The sequence below is a fragment of the Cribrihabitans marinus genome (assembly GCF_900109035.1).
GTDB lineage: Bacteria > Pseudomonadota > Alphaproteobacteria > Rhodobacterales > Rhodobacteraceae > Cribrihabitans > Cribrihabitans marinus.
Window position 1 is genome coordinate 261,186 of record NZ_FNYD01000002.1, and the last position, 24,080, is coordinate 285,265.

Annotated in this window: 28 protein-coding genes; 13 read left to right on the top strand and 15 right to left on the bottom strand. The window is 65.3% G+C overall.

The window, feature by feature from the left end; all coding sequences use genetic code 11:
- Complete coding sequence (locus BMX57_RS03720) at window positions 1-642, bottom strand: TIGR02453 family protein (protein WP_092362650.1); 642 nt, start codon at window positions 640-642, stop codon at window positions 1-3.
- Window positions 643-745: 103 nt separating this feature from the next.
- Here BMX57_RS03720 and BMX57_RS03725 point away from each other — a divergent pair, with 103 nt between their 5' ends.
- Window positions 746-2,134 (top strand): MATE family efflux transporter, encoded by a 1,389-nt coding sequence (locus tag BMX57_RS03725; RefSeq protein WP_092362652.1) that lies wholly within the window; start codon window positions 746-748, stop codon window positions 2,132-2,134.
- Here the strand turns inward: BMX57_RS03725 and BMX57_RS03730 are convergent.
- Together BMX57_RS03730 and BMX57_RS03735 are read right to left on the bottom strand one after the other, a co-directional pair.
- On the bottom strand, window positions 2,121-2,522 hold the full coding sequence (locus BMX57_RS03730; RefSeq protein ID WP_092362653.1) for a hypothetical protein: 402 nt from the start codon (window positions 2,520-2,522) through the stop codon (window positions 2,121-2,123). The genes BMX57_RS03725 and BMX57_RS03730 overlap by 14 nt on opposite strands.
- A 12-nt stretch (window positions 2,523-2,534) precedes the next feature.
- Window positions 2,535-3,737 (bottom strand): pyridoxal phosphate-dependent aminotransferase, encoded by a 1,203-nt coding sequence (locus BMX57_RS03735; RefSeq protein ID WP_092362655.1) that lies wholly within the window; start codon window positions 3,735-3,737, stop codon window positions 2,535-2,537.
- Window positions 3,738-3,828: 91 nt separating this feature from the next.
- Between BMX57_RS03735 and BMX57_RS03740 the strand changes: the two genes are divergently transcribed.
- From BMX57_RS03740 to BMX57_RS03750, 3 genes are all read left to right on the top strand, one after another.
- The gene (locus tag BMX57_RS03740) at window positions 3,829-4,224 is read left to right on the top strand and encodes a helix-turn-helix domain-containing protein (protein WP_092362657.1); all 396 of its coding nucleotides are present in this window, start codon (window positions 3,829-3,831) and stop codon (window positions 4,222-4,224) included.
- A gap of 38 nt (window positions 4,225-4,262) precedes the next feature.
- Complete coding sequence (locus tag BMX57_RS03745; RefSeq protein ID WP_092362659.1) at window positions 4,263-4,481, top strand: succinate dehydrogenase assembly factor 2; 219 nt, start codon at window positions 4,263-4,265, stop codon at window positions 4,479-4,481.
- Between the two features lie 77 nt (window positions 4,482-4,558).
- Window positions 4,559-5,056 carry a MarR family winged helix-turn-helix transcriptional regulator gene (locus BMX57_RS03750; RefSeq protein ID WP_177175377.1) on the top strand — a complete coding sequence of 166 codons (498 nt, stop codon included), beginning with the start codon at window positions 4,559-4,561 and terminating at the stop codon, window positions 5,054-5,056.
- Between the two features lie 22 nt (window positions 5,057-5,078).
- On the opposite strand, the gene BMX57_RS03755 is transcribed toward BMX57_RS03750, so the two are convergent.
- From BMX57_RS03755 to BMX57_RS03775, 5 genes are all read right to left on the bottom strand, one after another.
- Window positions 5,079-5,810: a DUF1194 domain-containing protein gene (locus BMX57_RS03755; RefSeq protein WP_092362663.1), complete on the bottom strand. Its 732-nt coding sequence runs from the start codon at window positions 5,808-5,810 to the stop codon at window positions 5,079-5,081.
- Window positions 5,807-6,526 (bottom strand): DUF1194 domain-containing protein, encoded by a 720-nt coding sequence (locus BMX57_RS03760; RefSeq protein ID WP_177175367.1) that lies wholly within the window; start codon window positions 6,524-6,526, stop codon window positions 5,807-5,809. Before BMX57_RS03760 ends, BMX57_RS03755 begins: the two co-directional genes overlap by 4 nt.
- A gap of 1 nt (window position 6,527) precedes the next feature.
- Window positions 6,528-6,956: a VOC family protein gene (locus BMX57_RS03765; RefSeq protein WP_092362665.1), complete on the bottom strand. Its 429-nt coding sequence runs from the start codon at window positions 6,954-6,956 to the stop codon at window positions 6,528-6,530.
- Window positions 6,957-7,020: 64 nt separating this feature from the next.
- Window positions 7,021-8,445 carry a hypothetical protein gene (locus tag BMX57_RS03770; protein ID WP_092362667.1) on the bottom strand — a complete coding sequence of 475 codons (1,425 nt, stop codon included), beginning with the start codon at window positions 8,443-8,445 and terminating at the stop codon, window positions 7,021-7,023.
- A 13-nt stretch (window positions 8,446-8,458) separates the two neighbouring features.
- Window positions 8,459-9,397 carry a HupA family protein gene (locus BMX57_RS03775; RefSeq protein ID WP_143057876.1) on the bottom strand — a complete coding sequence of 313 codons (939 nt, stop codon included), beginning with the start codon at window positions 9,395-9,397 and terminating at the stop codon, window positions 8,459-8,461.
- Window positions 9,398-9,618: 221 nt separating this feature from the next.
- Here BMX57_RS03775 and thyX point away from each other — a divergent pair, with 221 nt between their 5' ends.
- Window positions 9,619-10,533, top strand: a complete 915-nt coding sequence (gene thyX / locus BMX57_RS03780) for an FAD-dependent thymidylate synthase (protein WP_092362671.1) — start codon at window positions 9,619-9,621, stop codon at window positions 10,531-10,533.
- Window positions 10,534-10,628: 95 nt separating this feature from the next.
- Here thyX and BMX57_RS03785 read toward each other — a convergent pair whose 3' ends face one another.
- Window positions 10,629-10,835: a cold-shock protein gene (locus BMX57_RS03785; protein ID WP_092362673.1), complete on the bottom strand. Its 207-nt coding sequence runs from the start codon at window positions 10,833-10,835 to the stop codon at window positions 10,629-10,631.
- A 217-nt stretch (window positions 10,836-11,052) separates the two neighbouring features.
- On the opposite strand from BMX57_RS03785, the gene BMX57_RS21045 reads away from it, so the two are divergent.
- Entirely contained in the window at window positions 11,053-11,370 is a 318-nt protein-coding gene (locus BMX57_RS21045) for an ArsC/Spx/MgsR family protein (protein WP_092362675.1), read from the top strand.
- A gap of 13 nt (window positions 11,371-11,383) precedes the next feature.
- Here the strand turns inward: BMX57_RS21045 and BMX57_RS03795 are convergent, their stop codons facing one another.
- The 5 genes from BMX57_RS03795 to thrS all read right to left on the bottom strand — a co-directional run bounded on the left by BMX57_RS03795 (window position 11,384) and on the right by thrS (window position 16,141).
- Window positions 11,384-11,947, bottom strand: coding sequence for a DoxX family protein (locus BMX57_RS03795; RefSeq protein ID WP_092362677.1), 564 nt, complete (start codon window positions 11,945-11,947; stop codon window positions 11,384-11,386).
- Between the two features lie 4 nt (window positions 11,948-11,951).
- Window positions 11,952-12,704: an HvfC/BufC N-terminal domain-containing protein gene (locus BMX57_RS03800; protein WP_092362679.1), complete on the bottom strand. Its 753-nt coding sequence runs from the start codon at window positions 12,702-12,704 to the stop codon at window positions 11,952-11,954.
- Window positions 12,701-13,558, bottom strand: coding sequence for an MNIO family bufferin maturase (bufB, locus tag BMX57_RS03805; RefSeq protein ID WP_092362681.1), 858 nt, complete (start codon window positions 13,556-13,558; stop codon window positions 12,701-12,703). The genes BMX57_RS03800 and bufB overlap by 4 nt, the downstream gene beginning before the upstream one ends.
- A gap of 67 nt (window positions 13,559-13,625) precedes the next feature.
- Window positions 13,626-13,931, bottom strand: a complete 306-nt coding sequence (locus BMX57_RS03810) for a BufA1 family periplasmic bufferin-type metallophore (RefSeq protein WP_092362683.1) — start codon at window positions 13,929-13,931, stop codon at window positions 13,626-13,628.
- A gap of 218 nt (window positions 13,932-14,149) precedes the next feature.
- Window positions 14,150-16,141, bottom strand: a complete 1,992-nt coding sequence (gene thrS / locus BMX57_RS03815) for a threonine--tRNA ligase (RefSeq protein WP_092362685.1) — start codon at window positions 16,139-16,141, stop codon at window positions 14,150-14,152.
- 238 nt (window positions 16,142-16,379) lie between these two features.
- Between thrS and BMX57_RS03820 the strand changes: the two genes are divergently transcribed.
- From BMX57_RS03820 to BMX57_RS03835, 4 genes are all read left to right on the top strand, one after another.
- Entirely contained in the window at window positions 16,380-17,129 is a 750-nt protein-coding gene (locus tag BMX57_RS03820; protein ID WP_092362687.1) for an alpha/beta hydrolase, read from the top strand.
- Entirely contained in the window at window positions 17,126-18,124 is a 999-nt protein-coding gene (locus tag BMX57_RS03825; protein WP_308419724.1) for an alpha/beta hydrolase, read from the top strand. The genes BMX57_RS03820 and BMX57_RS03825 overlap by 4 nt, the downstream gene beginning before the upstream one ends.
- Window positions 18,125-18,141: 17 nt before the next feature.
- A complete protein-coding gene (locus BMX57_RS03830) occupies window positions 18,142-18,756 on the top strand; it encodes a hypothetical protein (protein WP_092363091.1) in 615 nt (204 codons plus the stop codon).
- Between the two features lie 100 nt (window positions 18,757-18,856).
- The gene (locus BMX57_RS03835) at window positions 18,857-19,573 is read left to right on the top strand and encodes an alpha/beta fold hydrolase (protein WP_092363093.1); all 717 of its coding nucleotides are present in this window, start codon (window positions 18,857-18,859) and stop codon (window positions 19,571-19,573) included.
- A gap of 18 nt (window positions 19,574-19,591) precedes the next feature.
- Here BMX57_RS03835 and phaZ read toward each other — a convergent pair whose 3' ends face one another.
- Window positions 19,592-20,872 (bottom strand): polyhydroxyalkanoate depolymerase, encoded by a 1,281-nt coding sequence (gene phaZ, locus BMX57_RS03840; protein ID WP_092363095.1) that lies wholly within the window; start codon window positions 20,870-20,872, stop codon window positions 19,592-19,594.
- 110 nt (window positions 20,873-20,982) lie between these two features.
- On the opposite strand from phaZ, the gene phaC reads away from it, so the two are divergent.
- From phaC to phaR, 3 genes are all read left to right on the top strand, one after another.
- A complete protein-coding gene (gene phaC / locus BMX57_RS03845; protein ID WP_092362689.1) occupies window positions 20,983-22,785 on the top strand; it encodes a class I poly(R)-hydroxyalkanoic acid synthase in 1,803 nt (600 codons plus the stop codon).
- Between the two features lie 130 nt (window positions 22,786-22,915).
- A complete protein-coding gene (locus BMX57_RS03850) occupies window positions 22,916-23,362 on the top strand; it encodes a phasin family protein (protein ID WP_092362691.1) in 447 nt (148 codons plus the stop codon).
- Window positions 23,363-23,521: 159 nt separating this feature from the next.
- Complete coding sequence (gene phaR, locus BMX57_RS03855; protein WP_092362693.1) at window positions 23,522-24,079, top strand: polyhydroxyalkanoate synthesis repressor PhaR; 558 nt, start codon at window positions 23,522-23,524, stop codon at window positions 24,077-24,079.
- Window position 24,080: the final 1 nt, after the last annotated feature.

The window sequence follows — 24,080 nt, forward strand, 5'->3', positions numbered from 1 at the left end:
TCAGGCGACCTGTTGCAGCCGCTCGAAGAGCGGTTGCAGACTGGCGCGGGTGTCGCGCAGCGCCGTCAGCGGCGCATCGAATGACGTGTCCGGAAGATCCCGCCAGACGGCCAGGCCCTTGCGCCGCAGCAGGTCGGCCTGCGGGTGGTCCTTGGCATAGGGCGGCGCCACCCGCTTGAGTTCCGGCTCGCCGATGCGGAACCCCTCCGCGCGATAGCCATCCAGCAGCTTCTGCACTTCGGCGCCGTATGGCCCGTCGACCGCGGCGCGCCAGTCGGCCAGCACCGGCTTGTCGAAACCCATGATGCCGCCACCGAGGCTCACATAATCGGGCGCGATTCCGAAGAACAGCGCGACCGGCTGGCGGGGGCTGCCGGGCAGGGTCCACAGCATGTGCAGATGCGTGTGATAGGGCGTCTTGTCCTTGGAGAACCGCACGTCGCGATGCGGGCGGAACAGCTTGGTCGTCGTGCCGGGGCCGATATCCTGCGCTACCTGGTCGAGAAGCAGGGTCGCGGGCGCCTTCAGTTGGGACTCGTAGCGCTGTTTCTGCGCGGTGAACCAGTCGCGGGCGTTGTTGTCCGCAAGTTCGGACAGAAAGGCGCGTGCCTCGGGGATCAGGCGGGCGAAGGGATCTGACATGGGCACTCTCCTGTGAACCGCGCCATCCTAGCACAGGCCGGGCCCCGCTCGGGGGCAAGACTTGTTCTTGCGCCGATGCGGGCCCGACCCTATGGCTGCATCCATGAGCGTCACGATGACATATGGCGGGCATACCCGCGCCATCGCCCTGCTGGGCCTGCCGCTGATCGGCGGGCATCTGGCGCAGTTCGCGATCGGCCTGACCGACACGGTGATGCTGGGCTGGTACGGGGTCGAGGCACTGGCTGCGGTGACGCTGGCGGGCAGCTATTTCTTCGTGCTGTTCCTGTTCGGCGCCGGGTTCGGCTGGGCGGTGATGCCAATGGTGGCCGCGGCGGCGGCGGAAGGCGACGAGACCAGCATCCGCCGGGCGACCCGGATGGGCCTGTGGTTGTCGCTGCTCTATTCGGTGGTCACGATGCCGCTCTTGTGGTGGTCCTATCCGATCCTGCGCGCAATGGGGCAGGAAGTGCAGGTTGCCGAGATGGCCGCGACATATCTGCGGGTGGCCGGCTGGGGCCTGTTTCCGGCGCTGATCGTGATGGTGCTGAAATCCTACCTGGCGGCGCTGGAGCGGACGCAGATCATCCTGTGGATCACGGTGGCCGCGGCGGTGGTGAACGCGCTCACCAATTATGCACTGATCTTCGGCAACTGGGGCGCGCCGGAACTGGGCGTCATCGGTGCGGCCATCGCCTCAGTCGTGACCAACGGCGTGTCGATGGTCGCGGTGATGATCTATGCGGTGCAGGTGTTGCCCGAGCACAACCTGTTCCAGAACTTCTGGCGCCCCGACTGGGAGATGTTCGCCAGGGTGTTCCGGCTGGGCGTGCCGATCGGGCTGACGACCCTGTCCGAGATCAGCATGTTCGCCGCCTCGGCGGTGATGATGGGCTGGCTGGGCGAGGTGCCGCTGGCGGCGCATGGCATTGCGCTGCAACTGGCCTCGGCTACGTTCATGGTGCATCTGGGGCTGTCGAACGCGGCGACGATCCGCGCCGGAAACGCCTATGGCCGCCGCGACCGGGCGCATCTGGCGCGCGGCGGCGTCGTGGTCACGGCGATGTCGCTGGTGATGTCGGCGCTGACCATCGTGTTGTTCCTGACCTGGGCCGAGCCGCTGATCTCGCTCTTCATGGAGAATGACGACCCCCAGCGGCCGCAGATCCTGGCCATCGGGGTGGGCCTGCTGGCGATGGCGGCGCTGTTCCAGCTGGTCGACGGCGCTCAGGTCATCGCGCTGGGTCTTTTGCGCGGGGTGCAGGACACCAACATCCCGATGATCATGGCGGCGCTCAGCTATTGGGTGGTCGGCATCCCGGCATCCTACCTGCTGGGGTTCCACTACGGCTGGAACGGCATCGGGGTCTGGGCCGGGCTGGTCCTGGGCTTGGCCTGTGCCGCGGTGATGCTGATGATCCGGTTCTGGATGTCGGTCATCAATCGGGTCGGCGCCCCGGCCGTGCCCCGCCACGGCGTCAGCCGCGGGTGAGGCGGTCTGCCTTCTTTCGCACCAGCACCGAGCGCAGGTCGTGCATCGCCAGCAGCAGCGCGTCGGTGACCTGATCGAGCTGTTCGTCGGTCGCCCGTGACTGAGCCCATTGCGTCGTCAGGTTCAGGTGATCCACCGTGCGCAGGATGTCATCGATATCCCGCGCGGCCAGCACCGCCGCGCGCTGGGCCATCCAGGCCTCGATCTCGGCCAGGTCGCGGTCGCTCAGCTCGCGCTGGCCATGCGGCTTGATCTCGCCGTTGCGGATGTTGACGACCGCGATCTGGTCCATCTCGATCCGGCGCTGGCGGTTCTCGGTGTCCACCCGGAACACGGCGGCGCCGTTTTCGCGGACCCGGAAATAGTAGTCTGGCAGCTCGGCGGCCATGTTTGTCCTTGTCTAGGTCAGCGCCGCGCAGAAGCGCTGGATGCGGGTGCAGGCCTCGGTCAGGGCCGCGTCGGAGGTAGCGTAGCTGACGCGGAAATTGGGTGAAAGGCCAAAGGCCGCGCCGAAGACCACGGCCACGCCGGCCTCTTCCAGCAGGGCGGTGGCAAAGGCCTCGTCGCTGTCGATCCGCGTGCCGGCCGGGCTGGTCCGACCGATCAGCCCGGCGATCGAGGGATAGACGTAGAACGCGCCCTCGGGCACCGGGCAGGTGATGCCGTCGATCTCGGAAAGCATCGAGACAACCAGGTCGCGCCGGCGCCGGAAGACGGCGTTGTTGGCCTCGAGGAACTCCTGCGGACCATTGAGCGCCTCGACCGCCGCCCACTGGCTGATCGAGCAGGGGTTCGATGTGGATTGCGACTGCACCTTGCGCATGGCGGCGATCAGATCGGCGGGGCCTGCGGCATAGCCGATGCGCCAGCCGGTCATGGCATAGGCCTTGGAGACGCCGTTGCAGGTCAGCGTCCGGTCATAGAGCGCCGGTTCGACCTGCGCCGGCGTACAGAACCGGAACCCGTCATAGGCCAGGTGTTCATACATGTCGTCGCTCATCACTCTCACGTGGTCATGCCGCATCAGCACGTCGGTCAGCGCCCTGAGTTCGTCGCGGGAATAGCCAGCGCCCGTCGGATTCGACGGCGAGTTGAAGACGAACCACTTGGTCCGGGGCGTGATCGCCGCCTCGAGCTGCTCGGGCGTCAGTTTGAACGCGTTCTCCAGCCGGGTTTCCACCGAAACCGGCGTGCCGCCGGCCAGCAGCACCATGTCGGGATAGCTGACCCAGTAGGGTGCAGGAATGATCACCTCGTCGCCCGGGTTCAGCGTCGCCATCAGCGCGTTGTAGAGCGTCTGCTTTCCGCCTGTCCCGACCGAGACCTGCGCGGGTTCGTAGGACAGGCCGTTGTCGCGCAGGAACTTGGCGCAGATCGCCTGCTTCAGCTCGGCGATGCCGTCGGGGGCGGTGTATTTGGTCTTGCCGTCGGCGATGGCACGCACCGCGGCGGCCTTGATGTTCTCGGGCGTGTCGAAATCGGGTTCACCCGCGCTCAGCCCGATCACGTCGCGCCCGGCGGCCTTCATTTCCGCCGCCTTGGCGGTCATCGCGATGGTCGGAGAAGGTTTGACACGCGACAATGTCGCAGAAAGGAAACTCATCGTCGCTCCCGATTTGTAACTCGGATGGGACTGTCTTAGGGTGCGGCCATGAGACGAGCAAGCTGATTGAGGCCTTGGAGGGCGCAAAGCGATGAACGGCGAAACCAACGACTGGTTCGGTCCTGACACGGCCACTTTCGGCGACCGCGTCGCCGGCGCGCGCGAGGCCGCCGGCATGACGCAGGCACAGCTTGCGCGGCGACTGGGTGTCAAGAAGACGACCGTCGCGGGATGGGAAGAGGATCTGTCCGAGCCCCGCGCCAACAAGCTGTCGATGATGGCGGGGCTTCTCAACGTGTCGATCAAGTGGCTGTTGACCGGCGAGGGCGAGGGCATGGCCGCGCCCGCCGATGCCGGGTCGTCGGATCAGGATCTGCTGGGCGTCGCCACCGAGTTGCGGGCGATCCGCGGCGAGATGCGCGCACTGACCGAGCGCGCTGCGCGTCTGGAAAAGCGCCTGCGCGGCATGGTGGGGCAGGACGGGTGAGCCCGGAGCGCAGGGCGGATCGCATCAAGCGGCTCCGGATGCGGTCGATGCGGCGCGGCATCAAGGAGATGGATCTGATCCTGTCGGCCTATGCCGATGCCAACCTCGAGACCATGAACGAGGACGCGCTGGCGCGCTACGACTCGCTTCTGCACGAGAACGACCAGGATCTCTATCAATGGGTGACGGGGCAGGCGGATTGCCCTGCGCCCTACGCGGTGCTGATCCGGGACATCTCGCAAGTGTTTCAGAAATAGCGCATTTCTCCGCTTAACCGATTGTTCGCCTTTTCGCCCCACTGTGATCGGACGGGACGAGCGAGTCGGAGAGACGGATGAGCATGGAAATGCAGATAGCCCCGGCCGGGGCCAAGGGGTTCATGTCCAGCTACCTTGAATCGCTGGCGCTGGTGGAGCGTCTGCACCGGTTGCTTCTGGACGTGATCAAGGACGAGTTCGAGCGGCTCGGCGTGCTGGAGATCAACGCCGTGCAGGGATTGCTTTTGTTCAATATCGGCGACAACGAGGTGACGGCGGGCGAGTTGAAGAGCCGCGGCTACTACCAGGGCAGCAATGTCAGCTACAATCTGAAGAAGCTGGTCGAGATGGGGTTCATGCACCATCAGCGCTGCGAGATTGACCGCCGGTCGGTGCGGGTGCGCCTGACCCAGCGCGGTCGCGAGATCCGCGACATCGTGGCCGGCCTGTTCTCGCGCCATGCCGAAGGGCTGCAGACACGCGGCGTGCTGGAGCAGGCGGGGATCGAGGACATCACCAGTTCGCTGAAGCGGGTGGAACGCTACTGGACCGACCAGATCCGCTATATCTATTGAGCCTTGGCCCGCAGATCGCGCCTCACGGGTGTCCCGGGCCGGCCGGCGGGCCGCCATGCGACACGACAAGACCCTGCAATTCCCGCTTCAGCTTGCGGATCATCGCGGCCTCGTAATCTTCGAACCCGAGTGCTGTCTCGACAAACGCGTCCGGACCCGTCAGCACCCAGGCCCTGTAATAGGCGCTGAGCCGGGCGATCCCCGCCTGTCGCCGGTCCGTGCCATGCGTGGGATCGGCGCCGATCACCAGCCCGTTCACGGTAATCGGACGCGATGCCAGCCTCCTTTGAACCTCGCGCGGGTGCGGCCCGACATTGCGTTGACCATCGCCGGACAGATCCAGCGTCCGTTTCCAGCAATCGTCCTGCGTCTCCAGCAGCGCGGCGCCGAATTCCATCGCCGTGCCGAGCGCCGTGCCGGGTGGCGCGGGCCGGCGCGCCGTGAACGTCAGGCGCGCGGCAAGCGTGTCCAGGCTGTTGGTGTCGGTGATCGCCTGCCAGTCCAGCAGCAGCCTTTGATAGGCCGGGCCGCTCCATTCGAACACGGCCAGCCGCACCGGGGCCTGCGGCATCGCCAGCAGCGCGGCGCGCACATCGGGATGGCGCAACGCTCCGGCAAGCCCGTCCAGCTGGAGCCGGTATTCGCGCGCATCGACCGACCCGGACACGTCCAGCCCAAGCGCCAGCGCCTGACGGCATTGCGCCACCGCCGGATTTGCGGCCAGCGCCGCCAGCAGCACCAGCGCCCGGATCATCCGCCGTCCGTCCCGGCGCGGGAAGGGGTCATGCCGATCACCGGTCCGGCCAGTTCCCGTTCCAGCTTGCGCCGCATGGCGCGCTCGTAATCCTCGAACCCCTGCGCGATCTCGAGAAAGGCGCCGGGGCCAAAGAGAACCTCGTCCTGGTAGAACTGGATCAGCCCGGTCTCGGCCTCGAAATCGCCGCCGTTGATGACCAGACCGTTGACCACAACCCCCTCGAAGGGGAACGCCTTGTAGGCCGAGGCCGGGCGATACCCCTCGTTGTTCTCGCCGTCGCCGGCCATGTCGATCGTGCGGAACAGGCAATCCGGTCCGCGCCGGAACAATTGCGAACCATAGGCCAGCGCGTGACCCAGCGCCGTGGGCGACTCGTTGGTCGAGCGCGTCGACCGGCCCACCCGTTCCGCGACCCCAAGCAGCGTCGCGCGGTCGGTGATCAGCGTCCAGTCGACCAGCAAAGCCTGGTTGAACCGGCCGCTCCATTCGTAGACGGCCAGGGCCACGGGTTGCGGGGCGGCGAAAAAGGCGGTCTGCACTTCGGGTGCCAACAGGGCCGAGGCCAGGCCGCCGCGTTGCAACGCATCCTCGGCGGCATCCACCGAGCTTGACACATCCATCGCCAGCGCCAGCGCCAGGCGGCAGTTATCTGCCGCGGCGCCGCCGCCGACGCCGGCCGCCAGGGTGGCGGCCAGGATGGCGTGACGTGCCACCCTACCAGTGGCCGGTGTTTTCCATGCTGGACCAGGGTTCGGCCGGCGCCAGCGCGTCGCCGTTCTGCAGCAGTTCGATCGAGATGTTGTCCGGCGAGCGCACGAAGGCCATGCGGCCGTCATGCGGCGGGCGGTTGATGGTCACGCCATTGTCCATCAGGTGCTGGCAGGTGGCATAGATGTCGTCCACCCCATAGGCGAGATGCCCGAAATGCCGGCTGTCATCGGGCAGCGCATCGTCGCCATCCCAGTTATAGGTCAGCTCGATCGGTGTCTCCTCCTGCCCCGGGGGCGCCAGGAAGACCAGGGTGAACCGGCCCTTGTCGTTGTCGTAACGGCGCGTCTCGCGCAGCCCGAGCAGTTCGTAGAAGGCAATCGAGGTTTCCAGATCCTTCACCCGGACCATCGTGTGCAGATATTTCAAACCCATGTGCGGCACTCCTTTTCCTTGCGCCCAGAGACTAACGCTTGGGGCGCCGAGGACCAGTGCCGGATCAGAATTTCGACTCGATCCCCAGGGACACGGTGTATTCGGTGATGTCGAACCGGCTGTCATTCGAGGATTTGCGCCCCGCCCGCAGCCGCAGCATCGGTGCGAATCCGGCATAGTCGTAACGGTCGAAGAACAGGTTGATGTCGCCATAGATCGACTCGTCCTGCCGCCCGCCCGGCACACGGATGAAGCCCGCGGACAGGTATTCGGGGTAGTCGGTATAGCCCAGAACCAGCCCCGCATCCACGCGCACCGGCCCGATCGGCCGGCCAAGCCCATAGGCCAGCCGCAGCGAGGCCGACCGGTAGCTGCCGTTTGGATGCTCGGCATCCGAGTCGCGCAGGGCAAGCGTCGCGGTCATGCTGTCGCCATTGTCGAGTGGCACGAAATAGCGCAGGCCGATCCCCAGGATGTCGGCGTCATTCGTGCTGTAGCGGGCCGAGAACCGGGTCTCGGCCGAGGCATGGGCCCGGATCCGCGAGCCGTCCGACAGCCGCCAGGTGCGCTCGCCGCCGACCCGGGCGAAATCATAGTTGCGCTCACCGCCCCACCAGGACGTGCCCAGCGCCACATCGACCGCCGCCGATCCGCCCATGCCCTCGGGACCAACGGCAAAGGCGTGCCGCAGCGAGACCTCGCCATAGGTCGAGGCGTAATCCGAATTGTCGACCTCGGGCGCCATCTCGCGCGCCTCGTCCGAGAACCGGACACGCTGCACGTAAAGCCGCCCGCCGACCGAGGTCAGGCTGCGGTCGGACTGCCGCAGCCGATAGCTGGTGGCGATGTCGAGTGAGCCGATCACCCCCGACAGCGCCTGCGCGCCGCCGCTCAGCCGGCCGGTGACCGGCACGCCGTCGATGACCTGCAGCGCGGTGTCGGCGCCGTTGTTGATGTTGCTGGATGGCCGCAACTCGCCGCGCAGGCGAAAGGACCACGGGTTGATCCGGCGCAGCACCTTGTAGTCACGGGCGATCAGCGCCTTGGCCTTGTCGTCCGGCGCATGAATGGCAGTGCGGCGCAGCCAGATCTGGGCGAGGGTGGGGCGCTCTTCTTGCAAAGCCAGTCGAGCGGCGAGCTGGGCCGCCTGGAACTTGTCGCCCGGGTCGTCGGACAGGCGATAGGCGCGGGCGGCCGATCTTCGCCCCGGCCCGGCCTGGCCCAATTGAGTCTGCGCGGTCGCCCGCATAAAGTGTATCAACGGGTCTTTCGGTCGGGCCTGCAACAAGGCATCGCTCAGCTTCAGCGCGACATCGGGCCGGCCGATGCGCAGGGCCTGCGCGGTCAGCGCGGCGCCCTGTTCGATCGTCACCGTCTGGGTGTTCGCCGCCTCCTGCGCGTCGGAGGGGGGCGCCGCGGACAGAAGGATAATCGACAGCGCCAGAACCCGCAGCCCCTTTCGCCAGATGGCAGACGGCTGAGTCAACATGGCATGGTCTTGGCTATCGTGTTGCGGTAAAGGCGCCGTATTCGGTGGTGGGCGCGTCGGTCAGCTGGTCGATATGATTGTTCACCTTCAACGCGCCGCCGACGGCAGTCGCCTCTTGTCCGGCGAACGCGCCGGCATATCCGCCGACCGCGGTGAAATCGTCCTTGATCACGGTGCCGCTGAACGTGCCGTCCTCGTTAAGCCCCGTGATTTCGAAATTCAGGTTTTCCACCGGAGCGTTGGCATCCGGCGTTCCGTCGCCGTCGGTGTCGATGATCGGGTCGACCACGGTCCGGTCGAAGATGCCGCCGATGACGTTCTTGCCGCCATCACCGCTGAAATCCGCCTGTACGATGGTCGTTCCTGTGATCTCGGCGATCTGAACCGGATTCCCGGACGTGCCGGTCGGCGGCAAGAGGTCGCCCTGGTCCCCCGCCCGGTTGAGAATGCCGACATATGTGCCGGTATACGTAACCGAACCAAGGTCCGGAACGTTGCTGGCCAGCGGCTCGGAATAGGTGCCAGTGCGCGTGAAGTTGGCTCCGGCCAGGAACTGCGCGAACTGGCCGGACCCGGCTGCCATCGCGACGATGCCATCCTCTTCGCTGACGAAGGCCAGATAGTGACGGGAGTCGCCGTCCACCTGTGACGTGAACGCCTGGAACCCAGGCACATCGAGACCCGGCTTGCGGACGTATTCCGCCGGAGCGCCGGCAACGTCGAAGCCCGCGCCACCGATCGAAAGCGTCGGCGGTGTGCTGCCGTCGCCCGGGTTGAAGGTCACGCTGTCGATTTCGTTTGCGATATCGGCGGGTGCTGCGATCTGAACCGTGTCGTCGATGACGATGTTGCCGTCACCGCTGGTGTCGCCACCGTCATCCTGTGTTCCACCGTCCAAATCCGGCGCCAAAGGAAATACGTCGCTCGCGCCGCATGCCGACAGCAGCGCCATCGCCGCGACCCCAAGCCAATACCGCTTCATCTGCCTCAACCTCGAAGAAATTCGTTTTGCCAAACGCTGTGGTACGGGCCGTGAAAAGTCAATGACAATCGGGTCGTGATCGTGACAACCGTGGCGATAAAGTGACCCCTATATAGCTGTTCACTGTCAGCCGGGGTCAAGATATAGTTATCTCGTCCCGAGTCGGACTCGCCCAGAACAAGGAGCCTTCCATGCCGCTGTCGCCCGAGCAACTCGCCGAAATCGAAGCTCAGCGCGGGCAGGTCCAGCCCACGCGCCGCGTGGTCGCGCCGGGCATGGAGGAGCATCTCTATACCGCCTATCCGGTGCTCGATCACGGTTTCGTCCGGGTGGTCGACTACATGGGCGACGACGCGGCGATCTGCCAGGCGGCGCGGGTGAGCTATGGCAAGGGCACGAAATCGGTGCAGAACGACGAGGGGCTGATCCGCTACCTGATGCGGCACTGGCATTCGACCCCGTTCGAGATGTGCGAGATCAAGCTGCATGTGAAACTGCCGGTTTTCGTGGCACGGCAATGGATCCGGCACCGCACCGCCAATGTGAACGAGTATTCGGCGCGCTATTCGATCCTGGACCGGGAATTCTACATCCCCGCGCCCGAGCATGTCGCGGCGCAGTCGGCGGTCAACAACCAGGGTCGTGGTGCGGCATTGCAGGGCGACGAGGCGGCGCGGGTGCTGGAGATCCTCAAATCCGACAGCGCGCGGGCCTATGACAACTACGAGGCGATGATCTCGCAGGATGGCCAGGAGGGCCTTGCGCGCGAACTGGCGCGAATGAACCTGCCGGCCAATATCTACACGCAATGGTACTGGAAGGTGGACCTGCACAACCTCTTTCATTTCCTGCGCCTGCGGGCGGATGCCCATGCGCAGTACGAGATCCGAGTCTATGCGGACGAGATCAGCCGCATCGTGGCCGATTGGGTGCCGTTTGCCCATCGCGCGTTCGAGGACTACCGCATGGGCGCGGTGAACCTGTCGGCGCAGATGGTCGACAGCCTGCGCCGGATGCTGCGCGGCGAAGAGGTGACGCAGGCGACATCCGGCCTGTCGGCGCGCGAATGGCGCGAGTTCCGCGATATCCTGGATGCGCCCGAATAGGGCCGGCCCGCGTCATGCCATTGAGCGGGCTGCCGGACAGGACGGTGCGGCCGGTCGGCGCACGACGCCCCGGGCGGACCCGGAGCGTCGTCGGATCAAATGGCCTTGATCTCTCCGGCCATCTGACGGCCATCGCGCCCGTCGATCAGTTCGTATTCCAGCTTCTGGTTGTCGGCGAGCCCGGTCAGCCCGGATCTCTCCACGGCCGAGATGTGAACGAACACATCCTTGCCGCCGTCGTCGGGTGCGATGAACCCGTAGCCCTTGGTGCTGTTGAACCATTTCACGGTGCCGGTCGGCATGGTCCCGTGTCTCCTTCTGCCTTGCCATTCACCCCGGTGCGGCGGGGCGTCTTGTGGCGGAACGGATCGGGAAACCGGCCGTCACGCGGGTCGCGGTATGCCGGCCGGGCCGTCGGTCTCGCCGGTGTCAGGATTGCATGGTGGTGCCAAAAATCAAGAAAAAGGGGCCGCGGCCCCGCATTTGCCGGGTTTCCGCCCGGCCGGATCAGGAGGACTCATGAGACTCTACGGATTGAAGACCTGTGACACCTGCCGCAAGGCGCTGAAGTCGTTGCCCGACGCGGAATTCGTCGATGTGCGCGCGCAGGGCATGCCCGTGGACGTCCTTGATCGGGCGCTGGCCAAGTTCGGCGATGCCCTGGTCAACACGAGGTCGACCACCTGGCGCGGCCTGGACATGGCGGAACGGGAGCGGCCGCCACGCGTGTTGCTGACCGAGCACCCGGCGCTGATGAAGCGGCCGTTGATCGAGGCGGATGGCGCGCTGTTCCTGGGGTGGACGGAGCGAACGCGCGCGGCGCTCGGCGTCGCCTGAGAGACGGCGTGCCTCAGGCCAGCGCCGGCTGCGCCCGGCGGCGCAGAAGCGTGTCGACCGAGAGGACGCCCGCACCCTTGACCACGATGTAGGTCAGCAGGAAGATCCAGAACAGGCGCTGGTCCATGATGACGCTGTCGGGGAAGCGATCGAACCAGGCACCGAGCGTTTTTTCGTCGGTCGCGCCGTGGCCATAGACGTCGGTCAGCGATTGCACGATCACGAAGCCGATCATGCCAAGCGCGGCCAGCCGTGTGGCCAGGCCGATCACGATGAGCAGCGGCAGCAGGAACTCGGCATAGGTTCCGGCCATCACGACGACCCAATGGAAGAACCCGAGCTGCGACGCGTCGTATCCCACCGCCTCGAACTGTTTCGGAAAGATCTGGCTGTAGGCGCCGATCGAGGGGCTGAAGAGGCCGAACACGCCATCGCCCAGCTTGGTCAGGCCGGAGTTCCAGAAGTAGAGCAGCAGGGTGGCGGCGAAGGTGAACCGGGCAAAGAGCGGCAGCAGCCAGTCGCCCGCGCGCTCGACCATGTTGAAGACAGACCTGTAGATCGAGACGAGTGCGTGCATGGGCTTACCTTTTTGCGTCAAAAGAAGTGATGGCGCCGCCCGCAAGCAGCAAAGTGAGCGATGCGCCCAGATCGTGTTCCGGGTCTTCCTGCGTGGCCGCGTAGAACGCCTCACCGAGGGTGCGGCCACCTTGCAGGGCCTGGACCAGAGCAGCGCCGCCGGGTGGCAGGAGATGCGGTTCCGGGTCGAACTCCGGACGCAGGATAAGCACATCCTGCGCGCCTGGTTCGGGCTTCGGCGCGCCATCACGGGTGTTGTAGAGCCAGAGCGCGTGGATCGGCCAGCGCGACCGGACAAGCTGCGCCGCAGGCGCAAGCGTGGGGCGCAGGGCCAGCAGCCGGTCGGGGTCGAGAGCCAGCGCCTGCGGGTCGATCGGCGCGGCATCTGCAGCGTGGTAGGATCGGCGCAGCGCCAGTTCCAGCCGCGCGACATCCGGCAGATAGCCCAGGTGGGACAGCTGTTCAGTGCGGGCCAGTAACTCCGGGAAGTGCTCGCCGTAGTGCATCATCAAGGGCGAGCTGGGCGGGTGCGCGCGCAGGTAGAGGCCCGCCAGCCCCTCCATGTTCGCCGTGCCCAGCATCCTGGTGATGACGGGAAAGGCTTCCTTCATGGCCTCCGTCAACGACACCGCGACGTTGTTGCGATAGACGTTGAACCGGCGACCGGCCGGCCGCGCCGCGCCGTCGCTCAGCCCTCCGGGAACGGCCTGCGAAGGGTTCAGGAGCGCGTCGCGGAATTCGTCCTGGGTGACGCTCATGCCGGTATCCGGTCCAGTGCCGCCTGCGCGCGGATGGCCTCGGCCCGCAGGACAGGCCAGTCGGGCACGTCGGTGTCCCATTCCACCAGCACCGGTTTCGGCCCCGAACGGTCGAGCACATGGTCGAGCAGTGCCCAGACCGGATCGACCACCTCGCGCCCGTGGCTGTCGATCAGAAGCGGCGCGCCGTGATCGTCCTCGTCCTCGTCATGGCCGCCGAGATGCAGCTCACCGACCTGTTCGAGCGGGAAGGCGTCGATGTAGCCTTGCGGCGAGAAGTCGAGATTGGTGGCCGAGACAAAGACGTTGTTGACGTCCAGCAGCAGGCCGCAGCCGGTGCGCCGCGCGATCTCGGCCAGGAAGTCGAACTCGGACCACGTGCTTTCGTCAAAGGCGAGATAGCTGGACGGGTTTTCGAGCAGCATCCGGCGCCCCACCGCTTCCTGCACCTGGTCGATATGATCGCAGACGCGCGCCAGGGTGCCGTCGGTATAGGGCAGGGGCAGAAGGTCGTTCAGGAAGTGGCTGTCATGGGTGGACCAGGCCAGGTGCTCGGAGAAGCTCGCGGGGTTCAGCCATCCGACGAGGTGCTTCAGCCGGGCCAGGTGATCGCGGTCCAGAGGGGCCTCGCCGCCGATGGACAGGCCGACGCCATGCACCGAGATCGGGAAGCGTTCGGACAGGTGGCGCAGCTGCGCCAGCGGACGGCCGCCATCGCCCATGTAGTTCTCGGCATGGATCTCGAGCCAGGTCACCGGCCCGGGATCGTCGAGCAGGTCCCGGAAATGCTGCGGCTTGTAGCCGACACCCGGTCCGGCGGGCAGGCCCAGGGGGCGATGCGTGTTGTCCAGCATCCGAGATCCTCCTGTCAGGTGCGGCAGAGGGGGCGGACGGGCCGCCCCCTGTCACATCCGTGGGACATCAGGACGGAAGGTCGCGCTCCAGTGCTTCGAGCGAGCCGCTGCGCTCGGTTCCGTCCGCCATCTCGGGCAGCTCGATTTCCGTGCAGGTGCCGGCATCGACAAGAGTCCAGGCATTGCCCTGGTAGTCGACGGTCGAGGTGCCGGCGCAGGTGGTTCCGGGGCCGGCGGCACAGTCGTTCTGACCCGCCAGCGACACGCCATAGCACTTTTCCTTGGCCTGGGCGCTTGCGGTGGTGGTGGTCACGGCCGTCAGCGCGGCAGCGACGGCGCCGGCAACGGCGAGGGATTTGGTGGTGTTCGACATCTCGTCAATCCTCTTGGGTTTGCGACAGAATTTGCGAATGCCCCGAACTTAGCGGCTCGGGTTCGTTGGTTGAACTCACGAGCACGTGTCTCACGCAGGCGTCAGGGCGCGTCAGAACCCGGGAGTTCGCAAGGAATTGTTTTTAAGGGAAAAACAGCACGGCTGAAACATGCCGTCCGGAACTGGGGGCCGGCCCGTGGCAACGGGCCGGCGAAATGTTACAACTGGTCGGGCGGTGTCGCGGCCGTGGAGAGTTCCTTGATCGCATCCTCGAGCGAGGCCACGCTGGTCTGTTTCTCGCCCAGGCGGCGGATGCTGACGGTGCGTTCCTCGACCTCTCGGTGGCCGACGGCCAGGATCACCGGAACCTTGCCCACCGAATGCTCTCGGACCTTGTAGTTGATCTTCTCGTTGCGGATGTCGGCCTCGGCGCGCACGCCGGCGGCGGTCAGATCGGCCACGACCTCGCGCACATAGTCGTCCGCCTCCGAGGTGATCGAGGCCACGACAACCTGCCGCGGGGCCAGCCAGAAGGGCAGCTTGCCTTCCCAATTCTCGATCAGGATGCCGATGAACCGCTCGAACGAGCCAAGGCAGGCGCGGTGCAGCATGTAGGGGCGGTGCTTGTCGCCATCCGCCGCGATATAGGTCGCGCCCAGACGTTCGGGCAGGTTCGGGTCGACCTGGAAGGTGCCGCATTGCCAGACCCGGCCGATCGCGTCGGTCAGGTAGAAATCCAGCTTGGGACCGTAGAAGGCACCGTCGCCCGGCTCGAGCGTATAGTCGCGCCCGACCGCCTTGATCGCCTTTTCCAGCGCGTTCTCGACATAGTCCCAGGACTCGTCGGACCCGACGCGCTTTTCCGGGCGGGTGGCGAACTTGATCTCGAACTCGGGAAAGCCCAGCTCGCGATAGACATCGGCCAGGAAGTCGATGAAGCGGGCGCACTCCTCCTGGATCTGCTCTTCGGTGCAGAAGATATGCGCGTCGTCCTGGGTGAACCCGCGCACCCGCATGATGCCGTGCAGGGCGCCCGACGGTTCGAACCGCGCGCAGGACCCGAACTCGGCCAGCCGCAGGGGCAGGTCGCGATAGGATTTGAGCCCCTGGTTGAACACCTGGACATGGCAGGGGCAGTTCATCGGCTTGAGCGCGTTGATCCGGGTTTCTGCCCGGTTCTTGGCGCTGGCATCGTCGGTCTCGCCGTCGCGGCTCTCGTCCACCTCGACCAGGAACATATGGTGTTGATACTTGTCCCAGTGGCCGGACTTCTCCCACAGCTTGCGGTCGACCACCTGCGGGGTGTTGATTTCCTGATACCCGCCGGCGCGCTGCTTGCGGCGCATGTAATCCTGCAGCTGGGTATAGACGGTCCAGCCGTTGGGATGCCAGAAGACCTGCCCCGGCGCCTCTTCCTGCATGTGGAACAGGTCCATCTCGCGGCCCAGCTTGCGGTGGTCGCGCTTGGCGGCCTCCTCCAGCATGTGCAGATGCGCCTTGAGCTGTTCCTTGTTCTGGAACGCCACGCCATAGATCCGCTGCAGCATCGCCCGGCTGCTGTCGCCGCGCCAATAGGCACCGGCGATGGACATCAGCTTGAACGCGTCGCCGGGCACCTGGCCGGTATGCTGCAGATGCGGGCCGCGGCACAGGTCCTGCCAGTCGCCATGCCAGTACATGCGCAGCGGCTCGTCGCCGGGAATCGCCTCGATCAGTTCGACCTTGTAGGGCTCGTCATTGGCCTGGTAATGCGCGATGGCGCGGTCGCGGTCCCAGACTTCGGTGGTCACCGGGTCGCGCTTGTTGATGATTTCCTTCATCTTCTTCTCGATCGCGCCCAGGTCCTCGGGCGTGAACGGCTCGTCCCGGTCGAAATCGTAGTACCAGCCGTTTTCGATCACCGGGCCGATGGTGACGCGGGTGTCGGGCCAGATCTCCTGCACGGCGCGGGCCATGATATGGGCCAGGTCGTGGCGGATCAGCTCGTTGGCCTGCTCAGCGTCCTTCATCGTGTGGATGGCGATCTGCGCATCCTCCTCGATGGGCCATTGCAGGTCCCAGTGCCGGCCGTTCACGGTGGCCGAGATGGCCTTTTTCGCCAGCGAGGTCGAGATGTCGGCGGCGACCTGCGCCGGGGTCACGCCGGCCTTGTAGTCGCGCGCATTGCCATCGGGGAAGGTCAGGGAAACGTGTCTGGTGTCCAGGGCCATATCGGCTCTCCTCGTCGGTTTGGCGCCCACGGAACGCCCGGTTGCGGGTATATGTGCGGGTCTGATGTGGCAGGGTGGCGCGAAGGTGTCAAGCGACGGGCTGGACCGGGGACTCTGCCCCCGTCGCCCTGTGGGCGACTCCCCCGAGGAATTTTGGGCCAGATGAAGCCCGATCCGGGATGATTGCGGCGGCGGGCGGGGCGTGCATGATGGGCGGCGGCAACAACACGGAGACACCATGACTGCGTCAACCTTTCTGGACACGCAAAGCGGCCGCAGGCTGGCCTTTCACAAGACCGAGGGGCAGGGGCCGTGCATCGTCTTTCTGGGCGGGCTGAAATCGGACATGGAGGGCACCAAGGCGGTGCATCTGGAGACCTGGGCACGGGCGCAGGGCCGCGCGTTTCTGCGGTTCGACTATTCCGGACATGGCGAAAGCTCGGGCACCTTCGAAGAGGGCTGCATCGGCGACTGGCATCAGGATACGCTCGACGCGGTCGATACGCTGACCGACGGGCCGCTGGTGGTTGTCGGATCCTCGATGGGGGGCTGGCAGGCGCTGCTGCTGGCGCGCGCACGGTCCGACCGGATCGCCGGGATGGTCACCATCGCCGCCGCGCCGGATTTCACCGAGGACGGGTATTGGGCCGGTTTCAGCGACGCGCAGAAACAGGAACTGGAAAGCGCGGGCTTCGTGGCGCTGCCGTCTGACTATATGGAGCCCTATATCGTCACGCGCCGCATGATCGAGGACGGGCGGCAGCACCTGGTCCTGCGCCAGCCGCTGCGCCTGCCGTTTCCGGTCCGCTGCCTGCAGGGCACGGCGGACACGGCGGTGTCGACCGAGACCGCCCTGCGGCTGCTGGAGCATGCGACCAGCGACGACATGCGCCTGCTGCTGGTCAAGGACGCCGATCATCGGTTCTCGGACGGGCCGTGCCTTGCGCTGATCGAGGCGGCGCTTGAGGAGGTGCTGAGCGCGGGGTGATACGGAGCATCGGCAGATGGCTGGGGCGCGTGTTGCTCCTGTGCCTTGCGGCGATCGCCGCGCTTTGGCTGCTGGGGCCGTACGAGCGTGTTGACCTGTCGCCGGAATTCGAGCCGCGCCGGTTCGGAGAAGGAGTCCAAGTCTATTTCGAGAGCGTCGAGTCGCGTCATGACGACATCATCCCCGGCGTCGAGAAGCGCGTGGTCTGGCAGGACGGGGCCTATGAGCGGCGCACAGCATATGCCGTGCTCTATATTCACGGGTTCTCGGCCAGTTCCGAAGAGATCCGCCCGGTTCCCGACCGGCTGGCCGAGGCGCTTGGCGCCAACCTGGTCTATACGCGGCTGAGCGGGCACGGGCGCGGCAGCGCGGCGCTGGCCGACGTCACTGCGACGGACTGGATGGGCGACCTGGCCGAGGGGCTGGCGGCGGCGCGGGCTGTGGGCGAGCGGGTGATCGTGCTGGCCACCTCGACCGGTGGCACGCTTGCGGCGGCTGCGGCGGTCGACCCGGAGCTGGGCCGGGATCTGGCGGCGATAATCCTCGTCTCGCCCAATTTCGGCCTCAACGACCCGGCGGCCTTTGTGCTGACCCTGCCCGCGGCCCGCCACTGGTTGCCGGTTGCGATGGGCGGTGGCGAGCGGTGTTTCGAACCGCTGAACGCGGCACAGGCGCGGTATTGGACGACCTGCTATCCGTGGGCGGCGCTGCCACCCATGGCGGCCCTTGTCGAGCGGGTTGCGGCGCTGGACTTCACGCAAGCGACGGTGCCGGCCCTGTTCTATTTCTCGGATGACGATTCGGTCGTCAGCGCAGACACCACGCGCCGCCTCGCCGGGGATTGGGGCGGGCCGGTCGAGAGTGTGGCGGTCACGATGGGCCCAGGCGACGACCCCTCGGCGCATGTGATCGCCGGCGATATCGTCTCGCCGGGCCAGACCGAGGCGGCGGTCGCGATCATGCTGGACTGGCTTGCACGGAACGGGATCGACTGATGCGCCGCCCCCGCAGCATGTGGAGCCTTGAGACGCTGGGTCGGGTGCGGATTTCGCGGCATTTCTTCATGCGCGATTTCCTGTATTCGGAGATCGCCAATTTCCACGGGCGTCAGAACATCCCCGACGACCCCGATCTCGCCATCGAGACCGGGCGGGCGCTGTGCGAAACCCTGCTGGACCCATTGCAGGAGACCTTCGGCCGCATCGCGCTGCGCTCGGGCTATCGCTCGGCGGCGCTGAACCGGTTCGGCAACGAGAACGGGTTGAACTGCGCCCGAAACGACAATCCGCTGGAGTGCCACATCTGGGACATCGGGCGCGGCGCGGATCGGGTGGCGGGGGCGTCGGTGGTGATCCCGTGGTTCGCCGACCGCTATGCACGCGGGCGGGATTGGCGCGACCTGGCGTGGTGGATGCACGATCACCTGGATTATTCCGAGATCTGGTTCTTTCCCAAGCTCTGCGCCTTCAACATCGTCTGGCGCCCCGAGCCTCGGCGTCGGATCGACAGCTATATCGCCCCGCGCGGCTGCCTCCTGCGCCCCGGCGCGGCGCCAGAAGAAGGAGCGGCCGCGCGAAGGCGGCGCTATGAGGACTTTCCGGGGTATCGCGCCATAGCGTACCCCTGACGGCAAGGCTTGCCCGACGCGCCGAAACGCCGCATCCTGCGCGCAAAAGGGCAGGGACGGGGCGCAGGCGTGACACGGTATCTCGATTGGAATGGCGGCAATGATTGAACCCCTGGTCCTGTTGCCCGGCATGATGTGCGATGCGCGCATCTTCGAACACCAGATCCTGCACCTGTCGCGCGAGCGCCCGGTGACCTTCGCCCCGATCTCGCAGGGCGAGCGGATCGAGCAGATCGCGTCGGAGTTGCTCGACCGGCTGCCGCAACGGTTTGCACTGGCCGGGCTCAGCATGGGCGGCATCGTGGCGATGGAGGTTATTCGTCGCGCGCCCACGCGGGTGACACGCCTGTGCCTGATGAGCACCGACGCTCATTCCGACACGCCCCAGATCGCCTCGGCGCGCGAGCCGCTGATCGTGGCCGCCCGGGCCGGCCGCCTGGGCGAGGCGCTGCAACAGGCGGTGCGTCCCGAGGCGTTGGCCCCGGGCGCGCGCCGGGTCGATGTGCTGGAACTGGTCCAGACCATGGGCGCGGATCTGGGCGCCGAAATCTTCGTGCGCCAGATGCGGGCCCTGCAGCGGCGACCGGATCAGCAGGTGACTCTGCGCAAGATCAAGGTGCCCGCGATGATCCTGTGCGGGCGGCACGACCGGCTGACCCCGGTTCAGCGGCACGAGTTCATGGCACAACTGATCCCCAACGCCCGGCTGGAGATCCTGGAGGATGCTGGACATCTGCCACCGGTCGAGCAACCCGAAGCGGTGACGCACCAGCTTCGCCAGTGGTTCGCGCAACCCCTGGTCCTGGACAACGCCTGAACCGGCAGGGTGGGCGGACTATCGCGCCGCCGCGTTCTTGTTGGCGGGCTTGCCGCGAGCCGGGCGGGCGGCGTCGGCGGCGTTCATGAAGTCGATCACCAGCGGGCGGATGTTGTCGCGCCAACTGCGTCCGGCGAAGATGCCGTAATGGCCGGCGCCGGGTTCGACATGGCTGGCCTTCTTCGCGTCGGGCAGACCGGTCAGCAGGTCCAGCGCGGCGACACACTGGCCGGGGGCGGATATGTCGTCATTCGCCCCCTCGACCGTCTTGACCGCCACGTCGGTGATCTTGCCGATATCGACCTTGTGGCCGTCGACGACGAATTCGTTTCGGGCGATCTCGCGGTTCTTGAACACGCGCTCGACCGTGGACAGGTAGAATTCGGCCGTCATGTCCATCACGGCGAGGTATTCGTCGTAGAAGCGGTTATGCGCGTCGTGATCCGAGGCGTCGCCGCGCATAACTCGCTGGATCTGGTCCGAGAAGGCCTTGGAGTGGCGCTCGCCGTTCATCGACATGAACGACGCCAGCTGCAGCAACCCCGGATAGACCATGCGGCCGACGCCCTTGTACTTGAAGCCGACCCTCTGGATCATCGTCTCTTCCAGCTGGCCCATGGTGACGCGGCGGCCGAAATCGGTGACCTCGGTGGGGGTGGCGTCGGGGTCGACCGGGCCGCCGATCAGGGTCAGCGAGGTCGGTTGCGCCTTGGGATCCTGCTCGGCCAGGTAGGCGGTTGCCGCCAGGGTCAGCGGGACCGGCTGGCAAACCGCGACGACATGGGTGTCGGGGCCAAGCTCGCGCATGAAATCGACCAGGTAGAGGGTATAGTCCTCGATATCGAACTTGCCCTCGGACACCGGGATGTCGCGGGCATTGTGCCAGTCGGTGATGTAGACCTCGCAATTGACCAGCAGGCTCTTGACCGTCGAACGCAGCAGTGTCGCGTAGTGGCCCGACATCGGCGCGACCAGAAGAACCTTGCGCGGCTGCGTCTTGCGGCCGGCCACTGCGAAATGCACCAGGTCGCCGAACGGCCGCTCGACGACGGTGCGGATATCGACCAGGTGGTCCTTGCCATCCTCGCAGGTGAAGGTGCGGATGCCCCAGTCCGGTTTGGTCACCATGCGCTGGAACGTGCGTTCGGTCACTTCGCCCCAGGCGGACATCCAGCTGAACGCAGGGTTGGGAACCATGCTGAAAATCGGATAGGATGCAAGTGAGTTGGCGGAGGCACCCAGCCATTGGTTCGTGTTGCGGAGAGATTCCATCAGGTCGTAGGTGATCATGTATCGCATGATACGTGCCTCCATAAATCCGTCCGAAGATCCGGACAATTCACCGCTTTGCTCTCCCCGGCACCGCGATTTATTCTGCACAGCAGCGAGAGTAGGAGGATTTCCTTAAAATGACAACTAGCGAAGTCGGCACACCGGAGCTGGACAGCGAGAACCTTGAAAAGCTAAGGAAAAACATGGAGAAGGTGGAAGTCCTCTCGAAACGGCTGATCGAGGTGATGGCGGGCAAGGCCGGTCACAACCCTTCGCTGGACGCTCCGAATCAAGAGCTTTTCGCAAAGGCAGCAACGGCCTATTGGGCCGATGTCATGCAGAACCCCGCCAAGCTGCTGGAACAGCAGGTGGCGTTCTGGGGCAAGTCGGTTATGAACTTCGCCGAGAGCCAGCAGGCGCTGGCCCGCAATTTGGCCGAAGAGGCCGATGACGGACCCAAGGACCGGCGCTTTGCCAACCCGATGTGGGAGTCCAACCCCTATTTCCATTTCATCAAGAAGCAGTATCAGACCAACGCCGCGACGATTGCGCAGGCGGTCGAGTCGGTCGACGATCTGGACCCGACCGAGAAACGGCGCCTGAACTACTTCGCGCAGCAGATCATCGACATGATGGCGCCCACCAATTTCCTGGCCACCAACCCGGATGCACTGCAGAAGGCGGTCGAGACCGAAGGGGAGTCGCTCATCAAGGGGCTTGAGAACCTGGTCAAGGATCTGGAGGCCAACAACGGCGAACTGGTGGTGCGCCTGGCCGACGAAAGCGCGTTCGAGCTGGGCGGCAACATCGCCACCACGCCGGGCGACGTGGTCTATCGCAACCGGATGATGGAGCTGATCCAGTACAAGCCATCCACCGAGACCGTCCACGAGACGCCCATCGTCCTGTTCCCGCCCTGGATCAACAAGTTCTACATCCTCGACCTCAAGGCGCAGAACAGCCTGATCAAGTGGGTGACCGAGCAGGGCTATACCCTGTTCGTGGTCAGCTGGGTCAATCCCGACCGCAGCTATGCCGAGACCGGTCTCGAGGATTACATCCAGGACGGCTATCTGACCGCGATCGACGAGGTGAAGAAGATCTGCGACGTCGAGCAGGTCAACGCGGTGGGCTATTGCATCGCGGGCACCACGCTGAGCCTGGTCCTGTCGCTGCTCAAGCAGCGCGGCGACAAGTCGGTCAAGTCGGCCACCTTCTTCACGGCCCTCACCGATTTCGAAGATCAGGGAGAGTTCACGCCGTTCCTGCAGGACGATTTCATCGACGGGATCGAGGCCGAGGTGGCCAAGCAGGGCGTTCTGCGCTCCTACATCATGGCGCGCACGTTCTCCTATCTGCGGTCCAACGACCTGATCTATACGCCCGCGATCCGCAGCTACATGATGGGCGAGACGCCGCCGGCCTTCGACCTGCTCTACTGGAACGGGGACGGCGCCAACCTGCCGGCGAAGATGGTGACGCAATACCTGCGCGGGCTGTGCCAGCGCAACGAGTTCACCACCGACGGGTTCGAGCTGATGGGGCACACGCTGCATGTGCGGGACGTGGATGTGCCGCTGATGTCGATCACCTGCGAGACGGATCACATCGCGGCCTGGAAGGATTGCTATCGAGGGGTGCAGCAGATGGGATCGCGCTCCAAGACCTTTGTGGTGTCCGAATCCGGGCATATCGCCGGCATCGTCAACCCGCCCAGCAAGAAGAAATACGGCCACTATACCAATAGCGACCTGTCGCTAGACGCGGCCGACTGGCTGGCCGGGGCGGATTACACCGAAGGTTCGTGGTGGCCGCGCTGGGAGTCCTGGCTGCGCAAGCGCTCGGGCAAGCAGGTTCCGGCCCGCGATACCGGCGATTCGGACCACTGCAGACTGGCCCCGGCGCCGGGTGAGTATGTGAAGGTCAAGGCAAGTGCCTGATTTTCCGCCGAAAAGAATTTTTTCTGCGACGCAGCACGAAAAATCTTGAAATGCTGCGACGCAGCATGCATATTGTCCGTGAGCCGGAAAGGCCGGGGTGGGCCCGGCGCAGGCAAAAAGGATTAGGACAATGGCAAAGACTCAAGACTTCAACGCCGTCATGAAAGACATCATGGGCGCATTCCCCGTTGACACCAGCGCAATGGAAGACGCGTTCAAGACCACTGCAAGCCTGAACGAGAAGCTGTCGGGCGTTGCTCTGGACGCCGCCGAGAAATCGGCCGAGATCTCGAACAAGTGGACCAAGGACACCCTGGCCAAGCTGACCGAGATGTCGAAAGCCAAGGCAGAGCCCGCCGACTACGCGAAGGCCTATACCGACTTCGCAAGCGCGTCGGCCGAAGTTGCCGCCGAGAACATGGCTGCCTTCGCCGAGGTCGCCAAGAAGGTGCAGATGGAAACCGTCGAGCTGCTGATGGCCGCTGGCAAGAACATCTCGGAAGATGCGACTGCCGCCGTCAAGAAGGCGACCAGCGACGTGACCGCTGCCACCAAGAAGGCCGCAGCCGCGAAGTAAGAAGACCAGCGAAACTGCACCCATTCCTCCCAAATGGTGCAATCGCGAAGGGCAGGTCGACAGGCCTGCCCTTTTTTCGTGGCAAGTGCTTTCCCTTCCCTTTTCTTCTGCGCTCGCATAGTCTGTGCTGCAACGCATCATCCTTGGGGAGGGAAGACGGTGGCGACAGAAGAAAAGCCATTGCTGATCAAGCGCTATGCCAGCCGGCGACTCTATAACACCGAGACCAGCGACTACGTCACGCTCGAGGATATCGCGGGCTTCATCCGCGACGGTCGCGAGGTGCAGATTGTCGATCTGAAATCCGGTGACGACCTGACCCGCCAGTATCTCCTCCAGATCATCGCCGAACACGAAAGCCGGGGCGAGAATGTCTTGCCGGTAAACGTGCTCAACGACCTGGTGCGCAGCTACATGCTGCCGGGCGGGGGGCTGATGCCGCAATTCCTGCAGAGTTCGTTCGACATGCTGCGCGAGAGCCAGTCGAAGATGGTCGAGAACATGAACGCGATGAACCCGATGTCCAAGATGCCCGGTTTCGAGGCAATGCAGGCGCAGCAAAAGGCGTTCCTGAAGGCGATGACCGGCGGGATGTCGGGCCAGTGGTCCGGGCCGGGCGAGGACGACAAGGCCGGCGACGAGAAATCGGGCGAGGATCTGGACGCCATCAAGAAACAGCTGTCGGAGTTGCAGGAGAAGCTCTCCAAGCTCAGCTGAC

Excerpts from the sequence above, each read along its gene's own strand:
- BMX57_RS03720 (WP_092362650.1), bottom strand. The coding sequence starts at position 642 with ATGTCAGATCCCTTCGCCCGCCTGATCCCCGAGGCACGCGCCTTTCTG.
- BMX57_RS03725 (WP_092362652.1), top strand. The coding sequence starts at position 746 with ATGAGCGTCACGATGACATATGGCGGGCATACCCGCGCCATCGCCCTG.
- BMX57_RS03730 (WP_092362653.1), bottom strand. The coding sequence starts at position 2,522 with ATGGCCGCCGAGCTGCCAGACTACTATTTCCGGGTCCGCGAAAACGGC.
- BMX57_RS03735 (WP_092362655.1), bottom strand. The coding sequence starts at position 3,737 with ATGAGTTTCCTTTCTGCGACATTGTCGCGTGTCAAACCTTCTCCGACC.
- BMX57_RS03740 (WP_092362657.1), top strand. The coding sequence starts at position 3,829 with ATGAACGGCGAAACCAACGACTGGTTCGGTCCTGACACGGCCACTTTC.
- BMX57_RS03745 (WP_092362659.1), top strand. The coding sequence starts at position 4,263 with ATGCGGTCGATGCGGCGCGGCATCAAGGAGATGGATCTGATCCTGTCG.
- BMX57_RS03750 (WP_177175377.1), top strand. The coding sequence starts at position 4,559 with ATGAGCATGGAAATGCAGATAGCCCCGGCCGGGGCCAAGGGGTTCATG.
- BMX57_RS03755 (WP_092362663.1), bottom strand. The coding sequence starts at position 5,810 with ATGATCCGGGCGCTGGTGCTGCTGGCGGCGCTGGCCGCAAATCCGGCG.
- BMX57_RS03765 (WP_092362665.1), bottom strand. The coding sequence starts at position 6,956 with ATGGGTTTGAAATATCTGCACACGATGGTCCGGGTGAAGGATCTGGAA.
- BMX57_RS03770 (WP_092362667.1), bottom strand. The coding sequence starts at position 8,445 with ATGTTGACTCAGCCGTCTGCCATCTGGCGAAAGGGGCTGCGGGTTCTG.
- BMX57_RS03775 (WP_143057876.1), bottom strand. The coding sequence starts at position 9,397 with ATGGCGCTGCTGTCGGCATGCGGCGCGAGCGACGTATTTCCTTTGGCG.
- thyX (WP_092362671.1), top strand. The coding sequence starts at position 9,619 with ATGCCGCTGTCGCCCGAGCAACTCGCCGAAATCGAAGCTCAGCGCGGG.
- BMX57_RS03785 (WP_092362673.1), bottom strand. The coding sequence starts at position 10,835 with ATGCCGACCGGCACCGTGAAATGGTTCAACAGCACCAAGGGCTACGGG.
- BMX57_RS21045 (WP_092362675.1), top strand. The coding sequence starts at position 11,053 with ATGAGACTCTACGGATTGAAGACCTGTGACACCTGCCGCAAGGCGCTG.
- BMX57_RS03795 (WP_092362677.1), bottom strand. The coding sequence starts at position 11,947 with ATGCACGCACTCGTCTCGATCTACAGGTCTGTCTTCAACATGGTCGAG.
- BMX57_RS03800 (WP_092362679.1), bottom strand. The coding sequence starts at position 12,704 with ATGAGCGTCACCCAGGACGAATTCCGCGACGCGCTCCTGAACCCTTCG.
- bufB (WP_092362681.1), bottom strand. The coding sequence starts at position 13,558 with ATGCTGGACAACACGCATCGCCCCCTGGGCCTGCCCGCCGGACCGGGT.
- BMX57_RS03810 (WP_092362683.1), bottom strand. The coding sequence starts at position 13,931 with ATGTCGAACACCACCAAATCCCTCGCCGTTGCCGGCGCCGTCGCTGCC.
- thrS (WP_092362685.1), bottom strand. The coding sequence starts at position 16,141 with ATGGCCCTGGACACCAGACACGTTTCCCTGACCTTCCCCGATGGCAAT.
- BMX57_RS03820 (WP_092362687.1), top strand. The coding sequence starts at position 16,380 with ATGACTGCGTCAACCTTTCTGGACACGCAAAGCGGCCGCAGGCTGGCC.
- BMX57_RS03830 (WP_092363091.1), top strand. The coding sequence starts at position 18,142 with ATGTGGAGCCTTGAGACGCTGGGTCGGGTGCGGATTTCGCGGCATTTC.
- BMX57_RS03835 (WP_092363093.1), top strand. The coding sequence starts at position 18,857 with ATGATTGAACCCCTGGTCCTGTTGCCCGGCATGATGTGCGATGCGCGC.
- phaZ (WP_092363095.1), bottom strand. The coding sequence starts at position 20,872 with ATGCGATACATGATCACCTACGACCTGATGGAATCTCTCCGCAACACG.
- phaC (WP_092362689.1), top strand. The coding sequence starts at position 20,983 with ATGACAACTAGCGAAGTCGGCACACCGGAGCTGGACAGCGAGAACCTT.
- BMX57_RS03850 (WP_092362691.1), top strand. The coding sequence starts at position 22,916 with ATGGCAAAGACTCAAGACTTCAACGCCGTCATGAAAGACATCATGGGC.